The sequence below is a fragment of the Streptomyces sp. NBC_01276 genome, assembly GCF_041435355.1.
Taxonomy (GTDB): Bacteria; Actinomycetota; Actinomycetes; order Streptomycetales; family Streptomycetaceae; genus Streptomyces.
The window spans coordinates 7,474,406-7,492,144 of the sequence record NZ_CP108442.1; the positions used below are offsets into that span (position 1 = coordinate 7,474,406).

Below are 17,739 nucleotides of genomic sequence, written 5' to 3' on the forward strand. Positions count from 1 at the left end.
TCCGGCGCTCTGGATTCTGCCTCACCTGCCGCCTTCGATGATCACCGGGGCGGCGGTGCTCCCGGGCCCCGAGGGTTCGGACGATCGCCTATGGTCTGCGGGAACGTGACGGAGCAATACGGGACGAGGGGGATTCCGCGATGTTCGCAGTGGTCTACCGGTGGCGGCTCCACGAGGGCAAGGAGCAGCAGTTCATGGACGGTTGGCGGCGGGTGACCGCCGCGATCCACGCCCGGTGCGGCAGTTACGGCTCGCGCCTGCACCGGGCGGACGACGGTACGTGGGTGGCCTACGCGCGATGGCCGGACGCGGAGAGCCGCGAACGGTGCGCGGTGCCCGATCCGGAGGGCGTGGCCATGATGAGCGGGGCGATCGCGGAGCGCTTCCCGGAGACCCGCCTGCGGATCGTCGACGACATGCTCGCGGAGCCGGCCGGCCCCTCGGTGGCCGAGTCCAAGGGGCCGGCGGTCATGGGCGATCGGTGGGAGACCGCACGGTCGTGGGTCGAAGGGTGGGCCGTGGCCCGAGGGGCATCCGAGCCGGTGGACGTGGCCTGGGGGCTGCGGATCGAGATCGGTCGGCCGGCCCGGACGGTCCGTCACGTCCTGCTCGACGCCGACGCCGCGACCGCCCGCGGGCTCATCGGCACGGTCACCGAGCCCGGCACGTGCATCAAGGCGTTCCTCCCACCGGGCGACATGGAACCCTGGTTCCCGTCCGCATGGGAGCCCACCGATCCCTGCTTCCTGATGACCGTCGACCTGCGCCCGTCGCCCGTGCGCCCGCCGGACGGGTACGCCGTCACCGTCGAGACCGCCGACGGTGCCACCCTGGTGCGCGTCCTGAGCGCCGACGGGGAACTCGCCGCGTGCGGCCGGACCGGTCTGGCCGGTACGGCCTGCGTCTTCGACCAGATCGTCACCGAACCGGCTCACCGGCGCCGGGGCCTCGGGACGGTGGTGATGGCCGCCCTCACCGACGCGGCCGTCGAGAGCGGAGCGACCGTGGGCGTCCTGGGCGCGACCGTCCAGGGCCGGGCGCTCTACGAAGCGCTCGGCTGGACGTTCCTCTCACCGTTGTCCGGATTCGTCTACAAGCCGTCGGCGATCTCGCCGCCGAGGTAGATCCGGGGCGTCCTCCACGACGGTCAGGATCGCCGCTCCCTCGGCGGGGAGGATGTCACGCGCTGTCGCCGGCGCGGCCCGCGCGGCGGGAGCGCCGCAGCTCCAGGCCGACGGGGACGAGGGAGACGGCGACGATGAGCGCGATGATCGGCAGGAGGTAGCGGTCCACGTCGGGTACGGAGGAGCCGAGCGCGTACCCGGCCAGGACGAGGCCGGTGGTCCACAGCAGACCTCCCAGGACCTGCCAGAGGGCGAAGGTGCGCGCCGGTACGTTCAGGATCCCGGCCAGGGGGTTCAGCACCGTCCGCACGATGGGCAGGAACCGGGCCAGGACGATGGCCTTCGCGTGCCCGTAGCGCTGGAGGATCTCGGCCGCGCGGGCGGCGCCCTCGCCGATCTTGCGGGACCCGGCCCGGGTCAGGAAGGCGGGGCCCGCCTTCCGGCCCAGCAGATAGCCGGTCTGAGCGCCCGCGAGGGCGCCGGCGGCCGAGGCGAGCAGGACCCAGGGCAGCGAGAGGTGCCCGGTGGTGGTGGCCGAGCCGGCGCACAGCAGTCCGGCCGTGAAGAGCAGCGAGTCGCCGGGCAGGAAGAACCCGATCAGCAGGCCGGTCTCGGCGAACAGGACGACCGCGATGCCGGCCGTCCCGAACGCGGCGAGCAGGGACTGGGCGTCGAGGAGGTTCACGGCGAGGTGCACCGGCGCGGGTGCGGCGAGCTGTGCGAGGGGCATCGGCACGGTCCCATCGATAATGGTGGTCGGGGTGGGGCTCACAGCGGTGGGCGAAAGGTTTCCGGATCGCCGTGGAGGCGGCCGGCCCATCTCGGCGTCTACAGAACAGTAGTCGGTCTACCCCGCCGTAGACGACTCCGTGAGAGGAAACTTCCGTGGTGGACAGCGCGAGCGAACGCCGACCGGCCGGCGAGCTGGAGTCGAGCGTTCTGGCTGCCCTGTGGGCCGCGGGCCAACCGCAGTCGGCGGCGCAGGTCAGGGCGGCGATACCGCAGCCGCTGGCCCGGACCACGGTGGCGACGCTGCTCGCCCGGCTGTACGAGAAGGGCGTCATCGACCGCAGTCCGGGCGGGCGGGGCTTCCTTTACTTCCCGTTGGAGGACGCGCACGGAATGACGGCCCGCCGGATGCACCGCGAGCTCGATCAGGACGGCGACCGCAGCGTCGTCCTGGCCCGGTTCGTCGAAGGGCTCAGCTCCGACGACGAGGCGGAGCTCAGGCGGCTGCTGGAGGGAGGCGGACAGTGATCGTCCTCCTTCTCGTCCCCCTCGTACTGCCCTGGATCCTGCCGCCGCTCGCCCGGCGGGCGGCGGCCCGGGTGAGGCCCGAGGCGGCGCTCTGGACGGTCACCGCGGCCACCGCCGCGCTCGCCGTCGCGGTCGCGGCCTGCCTGGGCGTCCTGCTGCTGCCCCTCGCCCTGGCGATCGCGCCCCTGGCCGCCCTCCTGCACCTGATCCGGCCGCTCCAGGCCGGTCCGGCGCCCGTGGCCCTCGGCATCTCGGCGCTGTCCGCCGGGATCGTCGCGGTCACCGGCGTGACCGTGGTCCGGCGTGGGCTGTCCGAGGTGAAGCGCCTGCGCGGTGCCCACGGGGACGTCGCGCACCTCCCGCAGGTCGGAGGGCTGTGCGTACGGGAGGACTCCCGCCCGGACGCCTACGCCCTGCCGGGCCTGACGGGTCCGGGCCGGATCGTGGTCACCAGCGGCATGCTGCGTTCCCTGGACCCGCGCGAGCGCGAGGCGCTCCTGGCCCACGAACGCGCCCACCTCGCCGCGCGCCACCACCTCTTCCTCGCCGTCGCCCAGCTCGCCGGATGGTGCCACCCGGCACTGGCCGCCGTCGTGCCCCAGGTACGGTTCGCGGCCGAACGCGCCGCCGACGAGTCCGCCGCCCGGGTCACCGGCAGCCGGACGCTCACGGCGCGCGCGGTGGGGCGCGCGGCCCTGGCCGCCACCCGTGGCGGCCGGCGCCCCGGCGGATCCGTGCTCGCGGCGGGAGCGGTCACCGGGCCGGTCCCCGCCCGGGTGAAGGCCCTGCTCGGCCACGCCCCCGTCCGGTGGGTCGCCCCGGTGCTCCTGGCCGTGGCCCTGCTGTGCACGACGGCCGGGACGTCCGCCCTGTCCGGTGCCGTCTGGCTGCACCGGGGCGTGGAGATCGCCCAGGGGGAGTAGGACGCCCGGTCGGCCCGGATCGGGAGCCGAGAGCCGGGCCGACCGGCGGCGCACGCCGTCAGGCGGCCAGGACGCCGGTGCCCAGGAGGCCGAAGAGCAGGACGCCGATGACGATCCGGTAGACGACGAAGGCGTTGAAGGAGTGCTTGGCGACGAACTTGAGCAGCCAGGCGATCGAGGCGTAGGCGACGGCGAAGGACACCACGGTCCCGACGGCCAGCGGGAGCATGTCGACGCCGGCGCCGACGGCGTCCTTGAGCTCGTACAGGCCCGCGCCGGTCAGGGCGGGGATGCCGAGGAAGAAGGAGAGGCGGGTCGCGGCGACGCGTTCGAGGTCGAGGATGAGGCCGGTCGACATGGTGGCGCCGGAGCGGGAGAAGCCGGGGAAGAGCAGGGCGAGGATCTGGGAGCAGCCCACCAGCATGGCGTCCTTGAAGCCGGTGTCGTCCTCGCCGCGCTTGTGCCGGCCCATCTGGTCGGCCGCCCACATCAGGCCGCTGCCCACGATCAGGGAGCCGGCCACCACCCACAGGGAGGCCAGGGTGCTCTCGATGAGCGGTTTGGCCGCCAGGCCCACGACCACGATCGGGATGGTGGCGAAGATGACCCACCAGGCGAACTTGTAGTCGTGGTGGTAGCGCTCCTCCCGGTTGGTCAGGCCGCGCCCCCACGCGCTCACGATCCGCACGATGTCCTTGAAGAAGTACACCAGCACCGCGGCGATGGCCCCGACCTGGATGACGGCGGTGAACGCGACGACGGCCTTGTCGTCCACCGGAATGCCCATCAGGCCCTCGGTGATCTTCAGATGCCCGGTGGAGGAGACCGGCAGGAACTCGGTCACCCCCTCGACGATGCCGAGGATGGCTGCCTGACCGATGCCGATGGTGCTCAATGGGTCCGTCCCTGGGGTTGGCTGGATGGAGTGGCGGATGCCGGAGAGGGCCGGTGCCCCACGCCGCGTGCGGCCCGCGCGGCCCGCGCGGGTCGCCGGGGGCGTCCTGGTGGCGAGTGCACGGGATCCCCGTCGTCACGCCGCAGGGGACGGCGGGGGTCATGGGTGAAGGGGGCTCGTGGCACACTCGGGGAAGACCCTCGTCTTCTACGCGCGTGTAGAAGACGAGGGTGACTGTAGAGGATGACCGAGGAGGCGGCCAACATTGGACGGGCACGAACACGCCGGACCCGCGCACGAGGGGGACCGCCGCCTGGCCAACGGCAAACGCGAGGCCGAGGTTCTGGCCGTACTCCGGTCGGCCCCCGGTCCGCTCACGCCCCGTCAGGTGCTGGAGGACATGGGCGGTGACCTGGCGTACAGCACGGTCGTGACGATCCTGACCCGCCTGTACGACAAGCACGTGCTCACCCGGCGGGCGCACGGCCGCGCCTACGCCTACGCCCCCGCCACGGACGAACCGGGATTCGCCGCCCGCAGGATGCACCAGGCCATGGAAGAGGTGCCCGACCGCGAGCGGGTGCTCACGCGCTTCGTCGACGACCTCTCCAGCGGGGACGAGGCCTTGCTGCGCCGCCTGCTGGGCGGCGACCTCGACGCGGACCGGTAGGAGCGGGGCCCGCCGTGCACCTCGCCGTCTACCTCCCCCTGCTCCTCCCGCTGCTCGCCGCCCCCGGGGCCCGGTGGCTGGACGACCGCCTGCACCCGCGTCCGGCCGCGCTGCTCCTGGCCGGGGGCGCGTTGGTGCTCGCCGCGGGCAGTACCACCGTGCTCGGGCTCCTGGCCCTGGCGGGCCTGGTCCGCGTCCCGGCCGTCGCCCGACTGGCCGAGCTGTCACCGGCCGTGCTCCAGCGCGACGACCCCGCCTCGGTCTCCGTCGCCGTCGTCGCCGCGCTGCTCCTCCCGGTCGTCGTGGTGGCCGGTTCCCGTTTCGTGTACCGGCGGGTGCGGGCGGTGTGCGAGGCCGTCCTGGAGGCGGCCTGTTTTCCGGGGCAGGACCCGCTCGTCGTCCTGGAGGAACCGGCCGCGGACGCGTTCGCGATGCCGGGGCTGCCCGGCCGGATCGTCGTGTCCACGGGCATGCTGGCGTCCCTCGACGCCGCCGAGCGTGAGGTCCTCCTCGCCCACGAGCGCGCCCACCTGCGCGGCCACCACTACCTGTACACCGCGGCCGTCCAACTGGCCGTCACCCTCAACCCGTTGCTGCGACCGCTCGCGGAACGGGTCGCGTACACGCTGGAACGCTGGGCCGACGAGGCCGCCGCCGAGGCGACCGGGGACCGGCGCCGGGTCGCCGTCACCGTGGGGAAGGCCGCGCTGGCGGCCAAGAACTCGGGCGGTCGGCGCCGACTGCCCGCGGCGGCCCTGGGGCTGCTCGGCCGCTCCCCGCGGCGCGGGACGCCGGGGCCCGTCCCCCGGCGCGTGGCCGCACTGCTCGCACCCCCGCCGAAGGGCGGCGGCTGGCGCGGGGCCGCGGCCACCGCCTGCGTCGCGGCCGCCGCTCTGTGCACCGCCGATGCCGTACAGGACCTCCACGAGGTGGTCAGGAGGGCCGCGGGAGGGTGACCCGGGCGTCACCGGAGCGGACTTCCGGGCCGTCAGGTCCGGCCGTCTCCCCGGACCGGCGGCTCCGGCCCCCGGACCGTCAGGTCCGGCCGCCGCCGAACCGCACCTCGGTGACGCGGTCCCTCAGTCCGCGGTCGAACAGCACCATGGAGCCCAGGCCGGAGGCCGCTGGCAGGCCGTCGCGCTCGACGCGCGCCAGCAGCCTCGAAAGTCCCCGCTGATGGACTGCGAAGACCCTGCGCGAGGTCACGCGCCGACGGGCGTGCTGGCCGAGCAGCGCCTCCCGGCGCCCGACGTCGAGCACCACCATGTGCAGGGGACGCCCGGCCCGCAGGGCCGTACGGGCCAGCCATCGACGCATCCAGGGCCTGCTGCCGCAGTCGTGGACGAGGAGGGGCCCGCCGCCCCGTATCTCCGAACGCAGACGGCGCAGGTGACCCAGCCGCGCCCACGGCCGGTACACCGCGTACGGGAGCCAGCCGGGCAGCCGCGCCTCGTAGGAGGTGCGGGTGGTACGGGGATCGACGACGCGGGCGGCCGAGGACCAGGCGCGCAGCAGGGTGCTCTTCCCGCTGCCGGGGAGCCCGGCGACGACGACCGCCGCGTCGGACGGGTAGGACAGCGTGACGTCCCGGCCGTTGCGGCCCCGCAGATCGACGATCCCCCGCGGAGCCAGGAATCCGGCGGGCCTCCGGGAAGGGCCGTCGTCCCCGCCCGTTCCACCGCCGCGGCCCGTGGGCCGTACCGTCGCGTGCTCGGTGCCGGGGGAGGTGCTCACAGGTGACGGGCCGTTCGAGTGGGGAGCCGTGGAAGCCCCCGAGACTACGCGAGCCGTCCCGTCGTCACCCGCCGGGGTCCCCGGCGCGGTCGCCACGGTGGGACACCCTTGACCGGATCATGGCTCGGCGCGCCTCCGGCAGCCCTCATACTCGTTGATCGCTGCCGAACCGCGAGCGCAGCGACGGTCGGGCCCGGAACGCCGGGCGGGAAAGGTTGTTGGGGGCCATGAAGGACACGGACGAACTGCTCATACCGGAAGTGGTGGACAGTCCGGCACTCCGGCCGCAGGCCGACGGAGGCCTGGGACGGTGGATGCTCCGCCACCGGGTGCAGCCCGTCGGATCGACGTCAGCCGAAGGACACGGCGAATCGCACGCCTGGTGGAAGGTGATGTGCCTCACGGGCGTCGACTACTTCTCCAGCCTGGCCTACGTGCCGGCCATCGCCGCGCTCGCGGCGGGCGCCGTGTCACCCCTCGCGACCCTCCTGATCGTGGGTCTCACGCTGCTCGGCATGCTGCCCATGTACCGGCGGGTGACCGGTGAGAGCCCCCACGGCGCCGGATCGGTGGCGATGCTGGAGGACCTCCTGCCGTTCTGGCGCGGCAAGGTGTTCGTCCTGGTGCTCCTCGGCTTCGTGGCCACCTCCTGGATCATCACGATCACCCTGTCCGCGGCGGACGCTTCCGTGCACATCGTGGAGAACCCCTTCTTCCCGCACGCCCTGCACGGCCACGAGGTCGCCATCACGGTGGCCCTGCTCCTGTTGCTGGGCGGGGTCTTCCTGCTGGGCTTCAGCGAGGCCGTGAGCGTGGCGATTCCCCTCGTCGCGGTCTTCCTGCTGCTCAACGCGGTGGTCATCGGAATCGGTTCGGTCGAGGTGTTCACCACCCCCGGCGCCTGGTCCGCGTGGACGGACGCGCTCGTCGAGGGCGGAGGCGGCCTCGGTGACGTCGTGGGCCCGGCCCTGCTGGCCTTCCCCCTGCTCGTTCTCGGCCTTTCGGGCTTCGAGACCGGGGTGAGCATGATGCCGCTCGTCGAGGCCGAAGGCGCCGACCCCGAGGAACGGCTGCGCTCCCGGATCCGCAACACCCGCAAGCTCCTGACCACCGCCGCGCTCATCATGAGCGTCTACCTGCTGGCGGCCAGCTTCGTCACCACCGTCCTCATCCCGCACAAGGAGTTCGAACCCGGCGGCGGCGCCAACGGCCGTGCGCTGGCGTGGCTGGCCCACGAACACGTCGGTGAGGCCTTCGGCACCGTCTACGACATCAGCACGATCCTCATCCTCTGGTTCGCCGGAGCGTCGGCGATGGCGGGGCTGATCAACATCGTGCCCCGCTACCTGCCGGACTACGGGATGGCCCCGGAATGGGGACGCGCGGTGCGACCGGTCGTGCTCGTCTACACGGTCCTCTGCGTCGTCATCACCGTCGCCTTCGACGCCGACGTCAACGCCCAGGCCGGCGCCTACGCCACCGGGATCCTCGCCATGATGGTCTCCGGTGCCTTCGCCGTGACCGTCTCCGCCCTGCGCCGTCGCCGGCGCGCGGCGACGGCCGGCTTCACGCTGCTCACCGCCGTACTGCTCTACGCGCTGGTGGCCAACGTCGTCGACAAGCCCGACGGCCTCGCCATCTCGGGCATGTTCATCGCGGGCATCATCGTCGTGTCCCTGGTCTCCCGCGTCTCGCGGACCACGGAACTGCGGGCCGACAGCATCGTCTTCGACCCGGCCGCCCGCCGGTTCGTCACCGACACCATCGCGTACGACAACGCCGTCAACATCATCGCCAACCGCCGGGAGACCGGGGACAGCGCCGAATACGCCGGCAAGGAGCGGGAGCAGCGCCGCTCCAACCCGGTCCCCGGGCCCGCCGACATCATGTTCCTGGAGATCGACGTGGTCGACCCCTCCGACTTCAGCGAGACCCTCACCGTGCGCGGCATCGAGGTGGACGGCTACCGGGTCCTGCGCGCCGAGGCGCCGGCCGCGCCGAACGCCATCGCCGCGATCCTGCTCGCGCTGCGCGACACGACCGGCGTCAGGCCGCACTGCTACTTCGCCTGGGCGGAGGGGAGCCCGATGCGGCACATGTTCCGCTACTTCCTGCTCGGCCGCGGCGATACGGCCCCGGTCACCAGGGAGATCATCCGCAGGCACGAGCCCGACCCGGACCGTCGCCCCGGCATCCACGTCGGCGACTGACGGGCGGGGCGCGTACGGCCCGGCGCGGACGGTCCGGCGCGTACGGACCAGGAGGGGCCGAGGGAGGAGGGGGGACATACCGGTGGTCGCGAAGGCGGGCCCGTACCCGATCGGTCGGGGGGTCGACGTCACCAGGGTCGGCGGCCGATGGCGGGTGACGCGGCCGTGGCCCGCCGCGCTGCGCCCCTTCGTGCACAGCTACGCCGGCTACTGGGAGGCGACGGCGTCCCCCTACCGGGTGAGGCTGGTGCCCACGGGCCGGGCCGTCGTCGTGCTCAGCCTGGCCGAGCCGTTCACCCGCGTCCGGCGGCTGGGGGACACGGGCCCGCCCGGCCCGGTGACCGGTTCCCTCGTCGCCGGGCTGGAGGACGGGCCCCGCGTCTGCGACCACCCCGGCGGCCAGGAGGCGATCCGGCTGGAACTGACCCCGCTGGGCGCCTTCCGGCTGTTCGCCGTGCCGATGGGCGAGCTGACCAACCGGGTGGTCGAGCTGTCCGACGTCCTCGGCCCCGGGGCCACCCTCCTGGTGGAGCGGCTGGCGGCGACCGGGGACTGGGGAGCCCGCTTCGACCTGCTGGACGCCGCGTTGACGGCCCGGCTCGATCGCGGGCCGCGCCCCGCGCCCGAGGTCGGCCACGCCTGGCGGCTGCTGACCCGCGCCGGCGGGGCGATCCCCGTCGGCCGGATCGCGGCCGAAGTGGGCTGGAGCCAGGGCCACCTGGTGCGCCGGTTCACCGAACAGGTCGGCCTGACGCCCAAGACCTCCGCCCGGGTGCTGCGCTTCCACCGGGCCGTGGGGCTGCTCACCCGCGACGGCGCGAACCCCACCGACGTGACCGCCGCCTGCGGCTTCTACGACCAGGCGCACCTCAACCGCGAGTTCCGCGCGCTGGCCGGGACCACCCCCGGCCGGATGGCGGCGGCCCGCGTGACGGAGGGGGCGCTCGCGCTGTGAGGGGCGAGGTCAAATTCGTCCAAGCCAGGCCGCCGGTACGCCGCTAGTGTCCCCGTTCGGAGTGGATCAGGCACCGGTCCCAGGGGCCGGTGGACCTGACTGAGAGGGGAGTACCCGATGGAGAACCTGCTGCGCGTCCTCGTGTCCGGAGCGCTCACGGGAGGCTTGATCGCCGTGGTGGGGACGCTCGGCCGGCGCAGCCGCAGGCGCCGCGAGGGCCGGGACACGGACGGGAGCTGACCTCCCGCCCGCCGTCGCTCCGGCCCCCGGGGGTCCGCGTCAGGAAGGCGTCCCGGCGTCCGTTACGGTGCCGGGACTGCGCGGGGCGCCGTCCCCGTCGGCGTCCGTGCGGACGCATTCGATCAGGTAGTCGCCGGTCTCGGGGTCCACGCTCACCCCGTGGGCCTCGCTGTGGAAGCCGGGGAAGGCCCGGTCGAAGGCCTCCAGGGCGCGCAGGTAGCGCAGCAGGGGGCCGTCCGGGGCGCCGGTGGACTCTCCGGGCATCAGTACGGGGATCCCCGGCGGGGTCACGGTCACCATGGCCGCCGCCACCCGTCCGGCCGCCTCGGCCAGGCGGACGCGCTCGGTGCCGCCCCGGATCAGCGACTGGTAGCAGTGGCGGGGCGGCGAGACCGGCTCCGGGAGGTCCTGGAACGCCGCGTCGAGCGCGCTGATCAGCTCGGCGCGGGTCAGGTGCTCGTGCATCCGCCGGCACAGGGCGGCGAGGGTCGTGCGGCCGTAGCTGCGCGGGAAACGTTCGACCAGTTCCGGGAGGACCCGGTCCAGCGGGGCGTCCGCGTCGTGCAGTGCCTTGAAGTCCATGAGGGCGTCCATCAGGGTGCCCCACTTGCCCTTGGTGATGCCCATCGAGAAGAGGACCAGGGCGGTGTAGCCGTCGGTCTTCTCCACGACGATCCCGCGCGCCGCGAGGTAGGCGGTGAGGATCCGGGCCGGAACGCCCCAGTCGCCGGTCTCACCGGTGGCCGTCACCCCCGGGCAGGTCAGCGTGACCTTGACCGGGTCGAGCAGGCAGTAGCCCTCGCTCAGCCCGGTGAAGCCGTGCCAGTCGGCGTCCGGCTCCAGGTGCCAGCAGGACGGTTCGCCGGCGAGCAGCGAGGGCGGTGCGTCCGCGAAGGCGACGCGTTCGCCGGTCGCGGGATCCGTGACCGACTCCGGCTGCCAGACGCCGAAGAACCAGCCCGGCCGGTCCCCGGCGGCGGCGATGCGGCGCCCGGTGCGGACCACGGCCTGACGGAAGCGGATCGCCTCGGTCACGGCCTCGTCGATGAGCCACTGGCCCTGCGGACCGTCCATCATGGCCGTGGCCACGTCCAGGGAGGCGATCGCCGGATACAGCGGCGAGGTGGTGCCGTGCATCATGAACGCCTCGTTGAACCGCTCGTGTTCGACCGGGGCCCGCGGTGACGACCGGACGTGGACCATCGCGCACTGGGAGAGGGCGGCCAGCAGCTTGTGCGTCGACTGGGTCGCGAAGACCGTGGGCCGCCCCGGCTCCGCGCCGGCGTCCGGGAAGGTGTCCGGTCCGACGGCCATGCCGTAGCGCCCCGCGTACAGCGGGTGGAAGCGGGCGTACGCGAACCAGGCCTCGTCGAAGTGCAGCCGCGGAGTGCTCGGAGCGAAGGCCCGTGCGGCCGCGACGGTGTCGTAACACAGGCCGTCGTACGTGGAGTTGGTCAGCACCGCGTACTGGGCCGCGGGGGAGACCGCGCCGGCCGTGAGCGGGTTCGCGGCGATCCTCGCGGCCACCGCCGCCGGGTCGGTCACGGCGGGCGGCAGGGGCCCGGCCAGCCCGAAGCCGTTGCGGGTCGGAACCAGGTACACCGGACGGGCCCCGGAGATCACGAGCCCGTGCAGCACGGACTTGTGGCAGTTGCGGTCCACCAGCGCGATCTCGTCGGTCGTCACGCTGTAGTGGCCCACCATCCGGTCGGCGGTGGAGTCGCCGTGCAGGACGAAGTAGGTGCGGTCGGCGCCGAAGACCCGCGCGGCGTTTTGCTCGGCCTCGCCGATCGGACCGTTGTGCTCGAAGAGCGACCCGAGCTCCCCGACGGACACCGACAGGTCGGTGCGGAACAGCCGTTCCCCGTAGTAGTCGAAGAACGCCCGCCCCGCCGGGGACTTGAGGAACGCGACCCCGCCGGAGTGGGCGGGGGTGTGCCAGGAGTACTCGTGGGAGTCCTCGAAGCGGCGCAGCGCCTTGAAGAACGGTGGCAGCAGGTCCCGGTGGTAGCCGCGGGCCGCCGTCGCGACCCGGCCCGCGATGAAGGACGGGGTGTCCTCCAGCGGCCAGACGTAGCCGACCACGGTCTCCGAGACCCACAGCGGCAAGCGCTCCAGGTCCTGGTCCGCGTCGTCCGCCATCACCAGGAAGACGGGCAGGTCCTTGAAGCGGCGCCCGATGTGCCGCAGCACCTCCCCGCCACCGCCCTCCTCGACCGCGCCCTGCGCCGTGCGCGGCAGGTCCCAGGCGACCACGGCCGCCACGAGGCCCGCCTCGGCCTGCAGGGCGCCCCGCGCGTCACGCGCACTCGGCGCCCACCGCAGCTCCAGTCCCTGGTTCTCCAACTCCTTCCCGATCCGGCGCAGTTGCTCGACCCCGACGCCGCCGCCCATCGGGTTCTCCCGCAGTGCCAGCAGGACCGTACCGTTCGCCATGTCTTCCGCTCCCCGCGCCCAGGGGTACGGCCACCCGTACCGGGCCACAGTCTCGCGGCCCCGCGGGCAGCGCCGCCGATCTTCCGCGGGGCTTCACCCGCAGGTGGGCGTGGCGGCCCGGTCGTCATGCCCCGGGACCCGCGCGGGCCGGTGGGGGGCGGGGCGGGCTCGCCATGCGGTATGTCCGGTTCTCGCATAATTTGGCAAGCGTTGGACCGACCCACACGTCAAGGAGTTCGCATGGCTGACAAGGGCAAGATGGACCAGGCCAAGGGCAAGGCCAAGGAAGCGGCCGGGAAGATCACCGGCAACGAGCGGATGCAGGGCGAAGGCAAGATGGACCAGGCCAAGGGGAAGGCGAAGGAGGCCACCGCCGAAACGGCGGAGCGGGCCCGCGGCGCCGCCGACAGCCTCCGGGGCAAGAAGAGCCAGTAGGCCCCCCTCGTGACCCGACCGGGCCCGCCCCAGTACGCGGGGCCGGCCCGGTCGGTCCGCGTCCGGCCCGCCGTCCCGGCGCGCACGGGTACCCCGTCCCCTGCGCGTGCCGACCGTCCGCGGGCCATGACCACGGGGTGTCCCGGCGCACCCACCTGCGGTGACGGCGTACCGCAGGGCGGATCGCCGTCACGGAGTTAGGCTCGGATCATGCCGCGGAAGGGGATGGTGCGCATGTGCCGCTGGCTCGCCTACTCGGGTTCGCCCATGCTGCTCGATGCCGTGCTCTACCGTCCGGAGCACTCCCTGATCAACCAGAGCCTGTATGCCCGTATGGGCGCCGAAGCGACCAACGGGGACGGCTTCGGCATCGGCTGGTACAGCGCGGACCCGGCCGGAGACGGCACACCGGCCATCTTCCGGGACGTCGCGCCGGCCTGGAACAACCGCAACCTGCGCGAGCTGGCCGCCCACGTCCGATCGCCCCTGTTCTTCGCGCACGTACGCGCCTCCACGGGCTCGGCCGTTCAGCAGACCAACTGCCACCCGTTCCGGCACGGCCGCTGGCTGTGGATGCACAACGGGGCCATCGCGGACTTCCAGCGGCTGCAGCGGGACCTCTGCATGGCGGTCGACCCGGCGCTCTTCCCGTTCATCGAGGGGTCCACCGACTCCGAGGTGATGTTCTACCTGGCGGTCACCTTCGGCCTCGACCAGGACGTCCCGGGCGCGGTGGCCAGGATGGCCGGGCTCGTGGAACGGCTCGGCAAGGAGCACGGAGTGCCCGAACCGCTCCAGATGACGGTGGCGGTCAGCGACGGCGAGCGGGTCTGGGCCTTCCGGTACTCCAGCCAGGGCGCGTCCCGGACGCTCTTCTACAGCAGCCGCGCCGATACCGTCCGCGATCTCCACCCGGAGATCGACTACCTCCGCGAGATCTCGGACGCGACCCGCATCGTGGTGTCCGAGCCGCTGGGGGACCTGCACGGCGTGTGGAACGAGCTCCCCGAGGCCAGCTACGTGGTGGTCCCCTCCGGCCTGGAGACGGACTACCTCCCCTTCGTCCCCGAACTCCCCTGACGTCCCCCGGCGCGTGCCACCCCGTGCGCGGGAGGGCAGGAGCCCGGCACAGGGGCCGGTCCCAGCAGCGGGAGGTCCGATGACCCGTCGAGTGCACGAGGTGATGACCGGAAATCCGGTGACCGTGGACCGGCAGACGTCACTGGCGGAGGCCGCGAGGGTGATGCGGGACGCCTCCATCGGGGACGTGCTGGTCCTCGACGGGGGCCGGCTCTGCGGAATCGTCACGGACCGTGACATCGTCGTCCGGGCGCTCGCGGAGGTTCGGGACCCTGCCGTTACGACGGTCGGCGAGATCTGCAGCACCGAGCCGGTCACGATCGGGCCCGACGAGCACGTCGACCGGGCCGTCGAGGTCATGCGCCGGCACGCCCTGCGCCGGCTGCCGGTGGTGGGCGAGGACGGCGGCCTCGTCGGCATCGTCACCCTGGGTGACCTCGAAGTGGAGCGCGATCCGGGTTCGCCCCTCTCGTTCATCTCCGCGGCGGAACCCGAGGCCTGACCCCGGGCCCACCGGACGGACACCGGTCCGCACGCCCCGCAGCGCCGTCACCGGGACGTCGCGGTCCGCTCCAGCGCGGGGTAGTCGTTGTAGCCCTCGGCCCCGTGCACGTGCATCAGGAACTCGGGACGCAGTTCGTTGAGCGGGGCGCCCGTGCGCAGGCGCTCCGCGAAATCGGGGTTGGCGATGAAGCCCCGTCCCAGCGAGACCAGGTCGGCACCTTCCGCGAGCAGGCGTTCGGCCCGCCGCAGGCCCCCGTCGGCCGCGACCTCCTCGCGCGTGAGGGCGGGGTTGGCGACCAGCGTGCCCGCCCAGGTCCGGCGGATCTCCGCGAAGACGGCCTCGTCCGGGTCGGCGTGGATCTGGTGCAGGTAGACGGGATCGAGGTCCGCCAGGGCCTTGAGCAGGGCGGGGTAGAGCTCCCGGGTGTCGCCCTCCTCCACACCGTTGACGGTCGCTCCGGGCGAGACGCGGACGCCGACCCGCTCCGGGCCGACGGCCTCGACGACGGCCCGCACCACCTCCACGGTGAACCGGATCCGCCGTTCGGCGGAGCCGCCCCATCCGTCGGTGCGGAGGTTGGTGTTCTGCGAGAGGAACTGGTGGAGGAGGTGGCCGTTGGCGGAGTGCACCTCCACCCCGGCGAAACCGGCCGCGACGGCGTTGCGGGCGGCCGTCGCGAAGTCCGCGATCGTGGACCTGATGTCCCGCGCCGTCATCGCGCGGGGTACGACGGCGTCCTGGAAGCCGCTCGGGGTGTGCAGGGGCTCGGGCAGCGGCACCGCGGACGGGGCGAGCGGGACGTGTCCGCTGGTGTCGGGATGGCCGACCCGGCCGCCGTGCTGGAGCTGGAGGAACAGGCGCCCGCCGGCCGCGTGCACGGCGTCGGTGACCCGCCGCCAGCCGGCGACCTGCGCCGGGGTGTGGATCCCGGGGATGTGCGGGTAGGACTGGCCCACCGCGTTCGGCGTCGTGGCCTCGGCGATGATCAGACCCGCCGAGGCGCGCTGCGCGTAGTGGGTGGCCATGAGTTCGCCCGGGACCCCGTCGGCCCCGGCGCGGCTGCGGGTGAGCGGCGCCATCACCAGTCGGCTGGGGAGCTCCAGGCCGCCGAGCCGGGCGGGGACGAAGAGCGGGGATGCGGAGGGGGTCTGCTGCGTCTGGTCCATGCGGGCACCGTAGAACCTCACATCGGTGTCAGGTTCAAGGCCCGGGGCCGGGCTCGGGCCCGCCGCGACCGTTCCGCGGCGGGTGCGTTCGGGCGCGCCTGGTGCCCGTTGCGGTGGTGGTGGCGCCAGGATGGAGGCCCCCCGCGCCGGGACCGCGCGCGGGGCCGCCGGTGGGAAGGGAAGGCCGCGGGTGAAGCCCTCGTTCATGACGGAGACCGAGTGTCGTGGCAGCACGTTGTTGATCACCGTGACCGGCGATCTCGACACGGCCGCCGCGCCGGCGCTGCGGGCCTGCCTGTGGGCCGTCGCCGAGGGCCACTCGGTGGTCATGATCGACCTGCACGGGGTGCCCTTCATGGACACCGCCGGCCTGCTGCTCCTCCTCGACGTCCACCGCAGGGCCGAATGCCTCGGCCTGCGGGTGCTGGTCGTCGGCTGGCAGCGCCAGCCGCAGGAGCTGATGGCCGAGGTGGCCCGGATCCCCGGGCCCGGCTCGGCCACCGGGGAGCGATACGGTCTCGCGAGCTTCCGCCGTCTGGTCGAGCAGCGCGCCCGTGTCCGCAGGGGCGAAACCGTCGGGGTCCCTCCGCTGGGTTAGGACCGGTCCCGGCGCGGGGCGTCGGCGACGGGGCCGGGTGGAGCAGGCCCGGCTGCGTTCCGGCGGCCGGGCTGGTCGCATCGAGGCATGAAGGATCCTTTCGGCTGTGACGACCCGTCCCTCCTGGCCCCGGGCGGTGCCGGAGACGACCGCGCGGCCGCCCGCCGCACGGTCGCCGCCCACGCCACCGACCCCGCCGAACTCCTGCTGCTCCTGGACATGCTCGGCCTGCACCCCGACGACGACCCGCCCGGAGCCGCCCGATGACCACCTGACGAGGGCGCCGCCCCGCCCCCGCCCCCGTCCCTCACGTCACGGGCCCTCCTACGACGGTGCGGGCGGCCCGCCGGCGCGGTGGCAGGGTCCGGCAGCCTCGTGCCCGCGGGCGCGGACCCCACCCGGCCGGGCGGCAACGGTGCTGGTCCGGGGGGCGTCTGACGGTGTGCGATCCCGGTGTATTGTTGGCACTGTTCCTGCGGCCGAGATCCTCGGTCGTGAGTCCGGCGTTGGTGGTCCAAGGAAAGACACCCCACTTCCCGTGGGGGAATGCAGGTGCAAGGCCTGCCCAGCGCTCGATCGAAAGGCCCCGGCCTCCTCATGGAGACCGGGGCCTTTCGCTGTGGCACGATCACGCACCATCAGTGTCCGTGAGAGGGGTGCGGGGTGGACGAGAAGGCGACCGTGCGGATCGAGCGGGACGGGCCGGTGTTCACGGTGATCATCGGCAGGCCGGAGGCGCGCAACGCCGTCGACGGCCCGACGGCGGCCCGACTGGCCGATGCCTTCCGGCAGTTCGAGGCCGACGAGGACGCGGCCGTCGCCGTGCTGTGGGGCGAGGGCGGAACGTTCTGCGCGGGTGCCGACCTCAAGGCCGTCGGCACCGGGCGCGGCAACCGGGTCCTCCCGGACGGCGACGGCCCGATGGGCCCCACGCGGATGCGGCTGGGCAAGCCGGTCATCGCGGCCGTCGCGGGCCATGCGGTCGCCGGCGGCCTGGAGCTGGCCCTGTGGTGCGACCTCCGGGTCGTGGAGGAGGACGCGGTCTTCGGGGTGTTCTGCCGGCGCTGGGGCGTACCGCTCGTGGACGGCGGCACGGTGCGGCTGCCGAGGCTCATCGGGGAGAGCAGGGCGATGGACCTCATCCTCACCGGCCGGCCGGTCGGCGCCGCCGAGGCCCTCGACATGGGGCTGGCCAACCGGATCGTCCCCCCGGGCCGCTCCCGGCCGGAGGCGGAGGAACTGGCACGCCGGATCGCGGGCTTTCCCCAGCTGTGCCTGCGCCACGACCGCCTCTCGGTCCTCGATCAGCACGGTCTGGCGGAGGCGGACGCACTCGCCGCCGAGTACCGGCACGGGATCGTCCCGCTCGGGGCCGGCGAGACCCGGTCCGGCGCCGACCGGTTCGTGGCCGGCGCGGGGCGGCACGGCTCGTTCGAGGAGTGAGCGGAGGAGCCTGCCCCGGTTCCCCGCCCGGCAGCGGTCCGGCAGCGGTCCGGCCCCTTCGGCGCCCT

The 17,739-nt window shown here is 73.6% G+C and carries 19 protein-coding genes; 14 read left to right on the forward strand and 5 right to left on the reverse strand.

All coding sequences use genetic code 11. From position 1 onward, the window contains the following. Positions 1-140: 140 nt before the first annotated feature. A complete protein-coding gene (locus tag OG295_RS33575) occupies positions 141-1,124 on the forward strand; it encodes a GNAT family N-acetyltransferase (protein ID WP_371680397.1) in 984 nt (327 codons plus the stop codon). Between the two features lie 55 nt (positions 1,125-1,179). Here the strand turns inward: OG295_RS33575 and OG295_RS33580 are convergent, their stop codons facing one another. After that, positions 1,180-1,854: a DedA family protein gene (locus OG295_RS33580; RefSeq protein WP_371680398.1), complete on the reverse strand. Its 675-nt coding sequence runs from the start codon at positions 1,852-1,854 to the stop codon at positions 1,180-1,182. A gap of 155 nt (positions 1,855-2,009) precedes the next feature. Between OG295_RS33580 and OG295_RS33585 the strand changes: the two genes are divergently transcribed. Both OG295_RS33585 and OG295_RS33590 read left to right on the forward strand, forming a co-directional pair. Next, on the forward strand, positions 2,010-2,381 hold the full coding sequence (locus OG295_RS33585) for a BlaI/MecI/CopY family transcriptional regulator (protein WP_266845957.1): 372 nt from the start codon (positions 2,010-2,012) through the stop codon (positions 2,379-2,381). Continuing rightward, positions 2,378-3,304, forward strand: coding sequence for a M56 family metallopeptidase (locus OG295_RS33590; protein ID WP_371680399.1), 927 nt, complete (start codon positions 2,378-2,380; stop codon positions 3,302-3,304). The genes OG295_RS33585 and OG295_RS33590 overlap by 4 nt, the downstream gene beginning before the upstream one ends. A 58-nt stretch (positions 3,305-3,362) precedes the next feature. Here the strand turns inward: OG295_RS33590 and OG295_RS33595 are convergent, their stop codons facing one another. Beyond that, positions 3,363-4,199, reverse strand: a complete 837-nt coding sequence (locus OG295_RS33595) for an undecaprenyl-diphosphate phosphatase (protein ID WP_371680400.1) — start codon at positions 4,197-4,199, stop codon at positions 3,363-3,365. 265 nt (positions 4,200-4,464) lie between these two features. Here OG295_RS33595 and OG295_RS33600 point away from each other — a divergent pair, with 265 nt between their 5' ends. Both OG295_RS33600 and OG295_RS33605 read left to right on the forward strand, forming a co-directional pair. Then, positions 4,465-4,869 (forward strand): BlaI/MecI/CopY family transcriptional regulator, encoded by a 405-nt coding sequence (locus tag OG295_RS33600; protein WP_371680401.1) that lies wholly within the window; start codon positions 4,465-4,467, stop codon positions 4,867-4,869. Between the two features lie 14 nt (positions 4,870-4,883). Beyond that, on the forward strand, positions 4,884-5,825 hold the full coding sequence (locus OG295_RS33605; RefSeq protein ID WP_371680402.1) for a M56 family metallopeptidase: 942 nt from the start codon (positions 4,884-4,886) through the stop codon (positions 5,823-5,825). Positions 5,826-5,904: 79 nt separating this feature from the next. Here OG295_RS33605 and OG295_RS33610 read toward each other — a convergent pair whose 3' ends face one another. Further along, positions 5,905-6,603 (reverse strand): AAA family ATPase, encoded by a 699-nt coding sequence (locus OG295_RS33610; protein ID WP_371680403.1) that lies wholly within the window; start codon positions 6,601-6,603, stop codon positions 5,905-5,907. 227 nt (positions 6,604-6,830) lie between these two features. On the opposite strand from OG295_RS33610, the gene OG295_RS33615 reads away from it, so the two are divergent. The 3 genes from OG295_RS33615 to OG295_RS33625 all read left to right on the forward strand — a co-directional run bounded on the left by OG295_RS33615 (position 6,831) and on the right by OG295_RS33625 (position 10,008). Next, positions 6,831-8,813, forward strand: coding sequence for an amino acid transporter (locus tag OG295_RS33615; protein ID WP_371680404.1), 1,983 nt, complete (start codon positions 6,831-6,833; stop codon positions 8,811-8,813). A gap of 82 nt (positions 8,814-8,895) precedes the next feature. Next, positions 8,896-9,768 (forward strand): helix-turn-helix domain-containing protein, encoded by an 873-nt coding sequence (locus tag OG295_RS33620; RefSeq protein WP_371680405.1) that lies wholly within the window; start codon positions 8,896-8,898, stop codon positions 9,766-9,768. A 117-nt stretch (positions 9,769-9,885) separates the two neighbouring features. After that, positions 9,886-10,008 carry a hypothetical protein gene (locus OG295_RS33625; protein ID WP_371680406.1) on the forward strand — a complete coding sequence of 41 codons (123 nt, stop codon included), beginning with the start codon at positions 9,886-9,888 and terminating at the stop codon, positions 10,006-10,008. 39 nt (positions 10,009-10,047) lie between these two features. On the opposite strand, the gene OG295_RS33630 is transcribed toward OG295_RS33625, so the two are convergent. Next, complete coding sequence (locus OG295_RS33630; protein WP_371680407.1) at positions 10,048-12,444, reverse strand: Orn/Lys/Arg decarboxylase N-terminal domain-containing protein; 2,397 nt, start codon at positions 12,442-12,444, stop codon at positions 10,048-10,050. Between the two features lie 240 nt (positions 12,445-12,684). Between OG295_RS33630 and OG295_RS33635 the strand changes: the two genes are divergently transcribed. The 3 genes from OG295_RS33635 to OG295_RS33645 all read left to right on the forward strand — a co-directional run bounded on the left by OG295_RS33635 (position 12,685) and on the right by OG295_RS33645 (position 14,461). Beyond that, positions 12,685-12,879 (forward strand): CsbD family protein, encoded by a 195-nt coding sequence (locus OG295_RS33635; protein ID WP_371680408.1) that lies wholly within the window; start codon positions 12,685-12,687, stop codon positions 12,877-12,879. A gap of 234 nt (positions 12,880-13,113) precedes the next feature. Beyond that, positions 13,114-13,959 (forward strand): class II glutamine amidotransferase, encoded by an 846-nt coding sequence (locus OG295_RS33640; protein ID WP_371681382.1) that lies wholly within the window; start codon positions 13,114-13,116, stop codon positions 13,957-13,959. A gap of 79 nt (positions 13,960-14,038) precedes the next feature. Beyond that, positions 14,039-14,461, forward strand: coding sequence for a CBS domain-containing protein (locus tag OG295_RS33645; RefSeq protein WP_371680409.1), 423 nt, complete (start codon positions 14,039-14,041; stop codon positions 14,459-14,461). A gap of 47 nt (positions 14,462-14,508) precedes the next feature. On the opposite strand, the gene OG295_RS33650 is transcribed toward OG295_RS33645, so the two are convergent. Next, entirely contained in the window at positions 14,509-15,630 is a 1,122-nt protein-coding gene (locus OG295_RS33650) for an alkene reductase (protein WP_371680410.1), read from the reverse strand. A gap of 205 nt (positions 15,631-15,835) precedes the next feature. On the opposite strand from OG295_RS33650, the gene OG295_RS33655 reads away from it, so the two are divergent. The 3 genes from OG295_RS33655 (at position 15,836) to OG295_RS33665 (ending at position 17,671) form a co-directional block, all read left to right on the forward strand. Next, positions 15,836-16,228, forward strand: coding sequence for an STAS domain-containing protein (locus OG295_RS33655; RefSeq protein ID WP_371680411.1), 393 nt, complete (start codon positions 15,836-15,838; stop codon positions 16,226-16,228). Positions 16,229-16,315: 87 nt separating this feature from the next. Continuing rightward, entirely contained in the window at positions 16,316-16,495 is a 180-nt protein-coding gene (locus OG295_RS33660) for a hypothetical protein (protein ID WP_266845971.1), read from the forward strand. 396 nt (positions 16,496-16,891) lie between these two features. After that, positions 16,892-17,671: a crotonase/enoyl-CoA hydratase family protein gene (locus OG295_RS33665; protein WP_371680412.1), complete on the forward strand. Its 780-nt coding sequence runs from the start codon at positions 16,892-16,894 to the stop codon at positions 17,669-17,671. Positions 17,672-17,739: the final 68 nt, after the last annotated feature.

Excerpts from the sequence above, each read along its gene's own strand:
- OG295_RS33630 (WP_371680407.1), bottom strand. The coding sequence starts at position 12,444 with ATGGCGAACGGTACGGTCCTGCTGGCACTGCGGGAGAACCCGATGGGC.
- OG295_RS33580 (WP_371680398.1), bottom strand. The coding sequence starts at position 1,854 with ATGCCCCTCGCACAGCTCGCCGCACCCGCGCCGGTGCACCTCGCCGTG.
- OG295_RS33650 (WP_371680410.1), bottom strand. The coding sequence starts at position 15,630 with ATGGACCAGACGCAGCAGACCCCCTCCGCATCCCCGCTCTTCGTCCCC.
- OG295_RS33660 (WP_266845971.1), top strand. The coding sequence starts at position 16,316 with ATGAAGGATCCTTTCGGCTGTGACGACCCGTCCCTCCTGGCCCCGGGC.
- OG295_RS33615 (WP_371680404.1), top strand. The coding sequence starts at position 6,831 with ATGAAGGACACGGACGAACTGCTCATACCGGAAGTGGTGGACAGTCCG.
- OG295_RS33655 (WP_371680411.1), top strand. The coding sequence starts at position 15,836 with ATGACGGAGACCGAGTGTCGTGGCAGCACGTTGTTGATCACCGTGACC.
- OG295_RS33635 (WP_371680408.1), top strand. The coding sequence starts at position 12,685 with ATGGCTGACAAGGGCAAGATGGACCAGGCCAAGGGCAAGGCCAAGGAA.
- OG295_RS33640 (WP_371681382.1), top strand. The coding sequence starts at position 13,114 with ATGTGCCGCTGGCTCGCCTACTCGGGTTCGCCCATGCTGCTCGATGCC.
- OG295_RS33625 (WP_371680406.1), top strand. The coding sequence starts at position 9,886 with ATGGAGAACCTGCTGCGCGTCCTCGTGTCCGGAGCGCTCACGGGAGGC.
- OG295_RS33645 (WP_371680409.1), top strand. The coding sequence starts at position 14,039 with ATGACCCGTCGAGTGCACGAGGTGATGACCGGAAATCCGGTGACCGTG.
- OG295_RS33575 (WP_371680397.1), top strand. The coding sequence starts at position 141 with ATGTTCGCAGTGGTCTACCGGTGGCGGCTCCACGAGGGCAAGGAGCAG.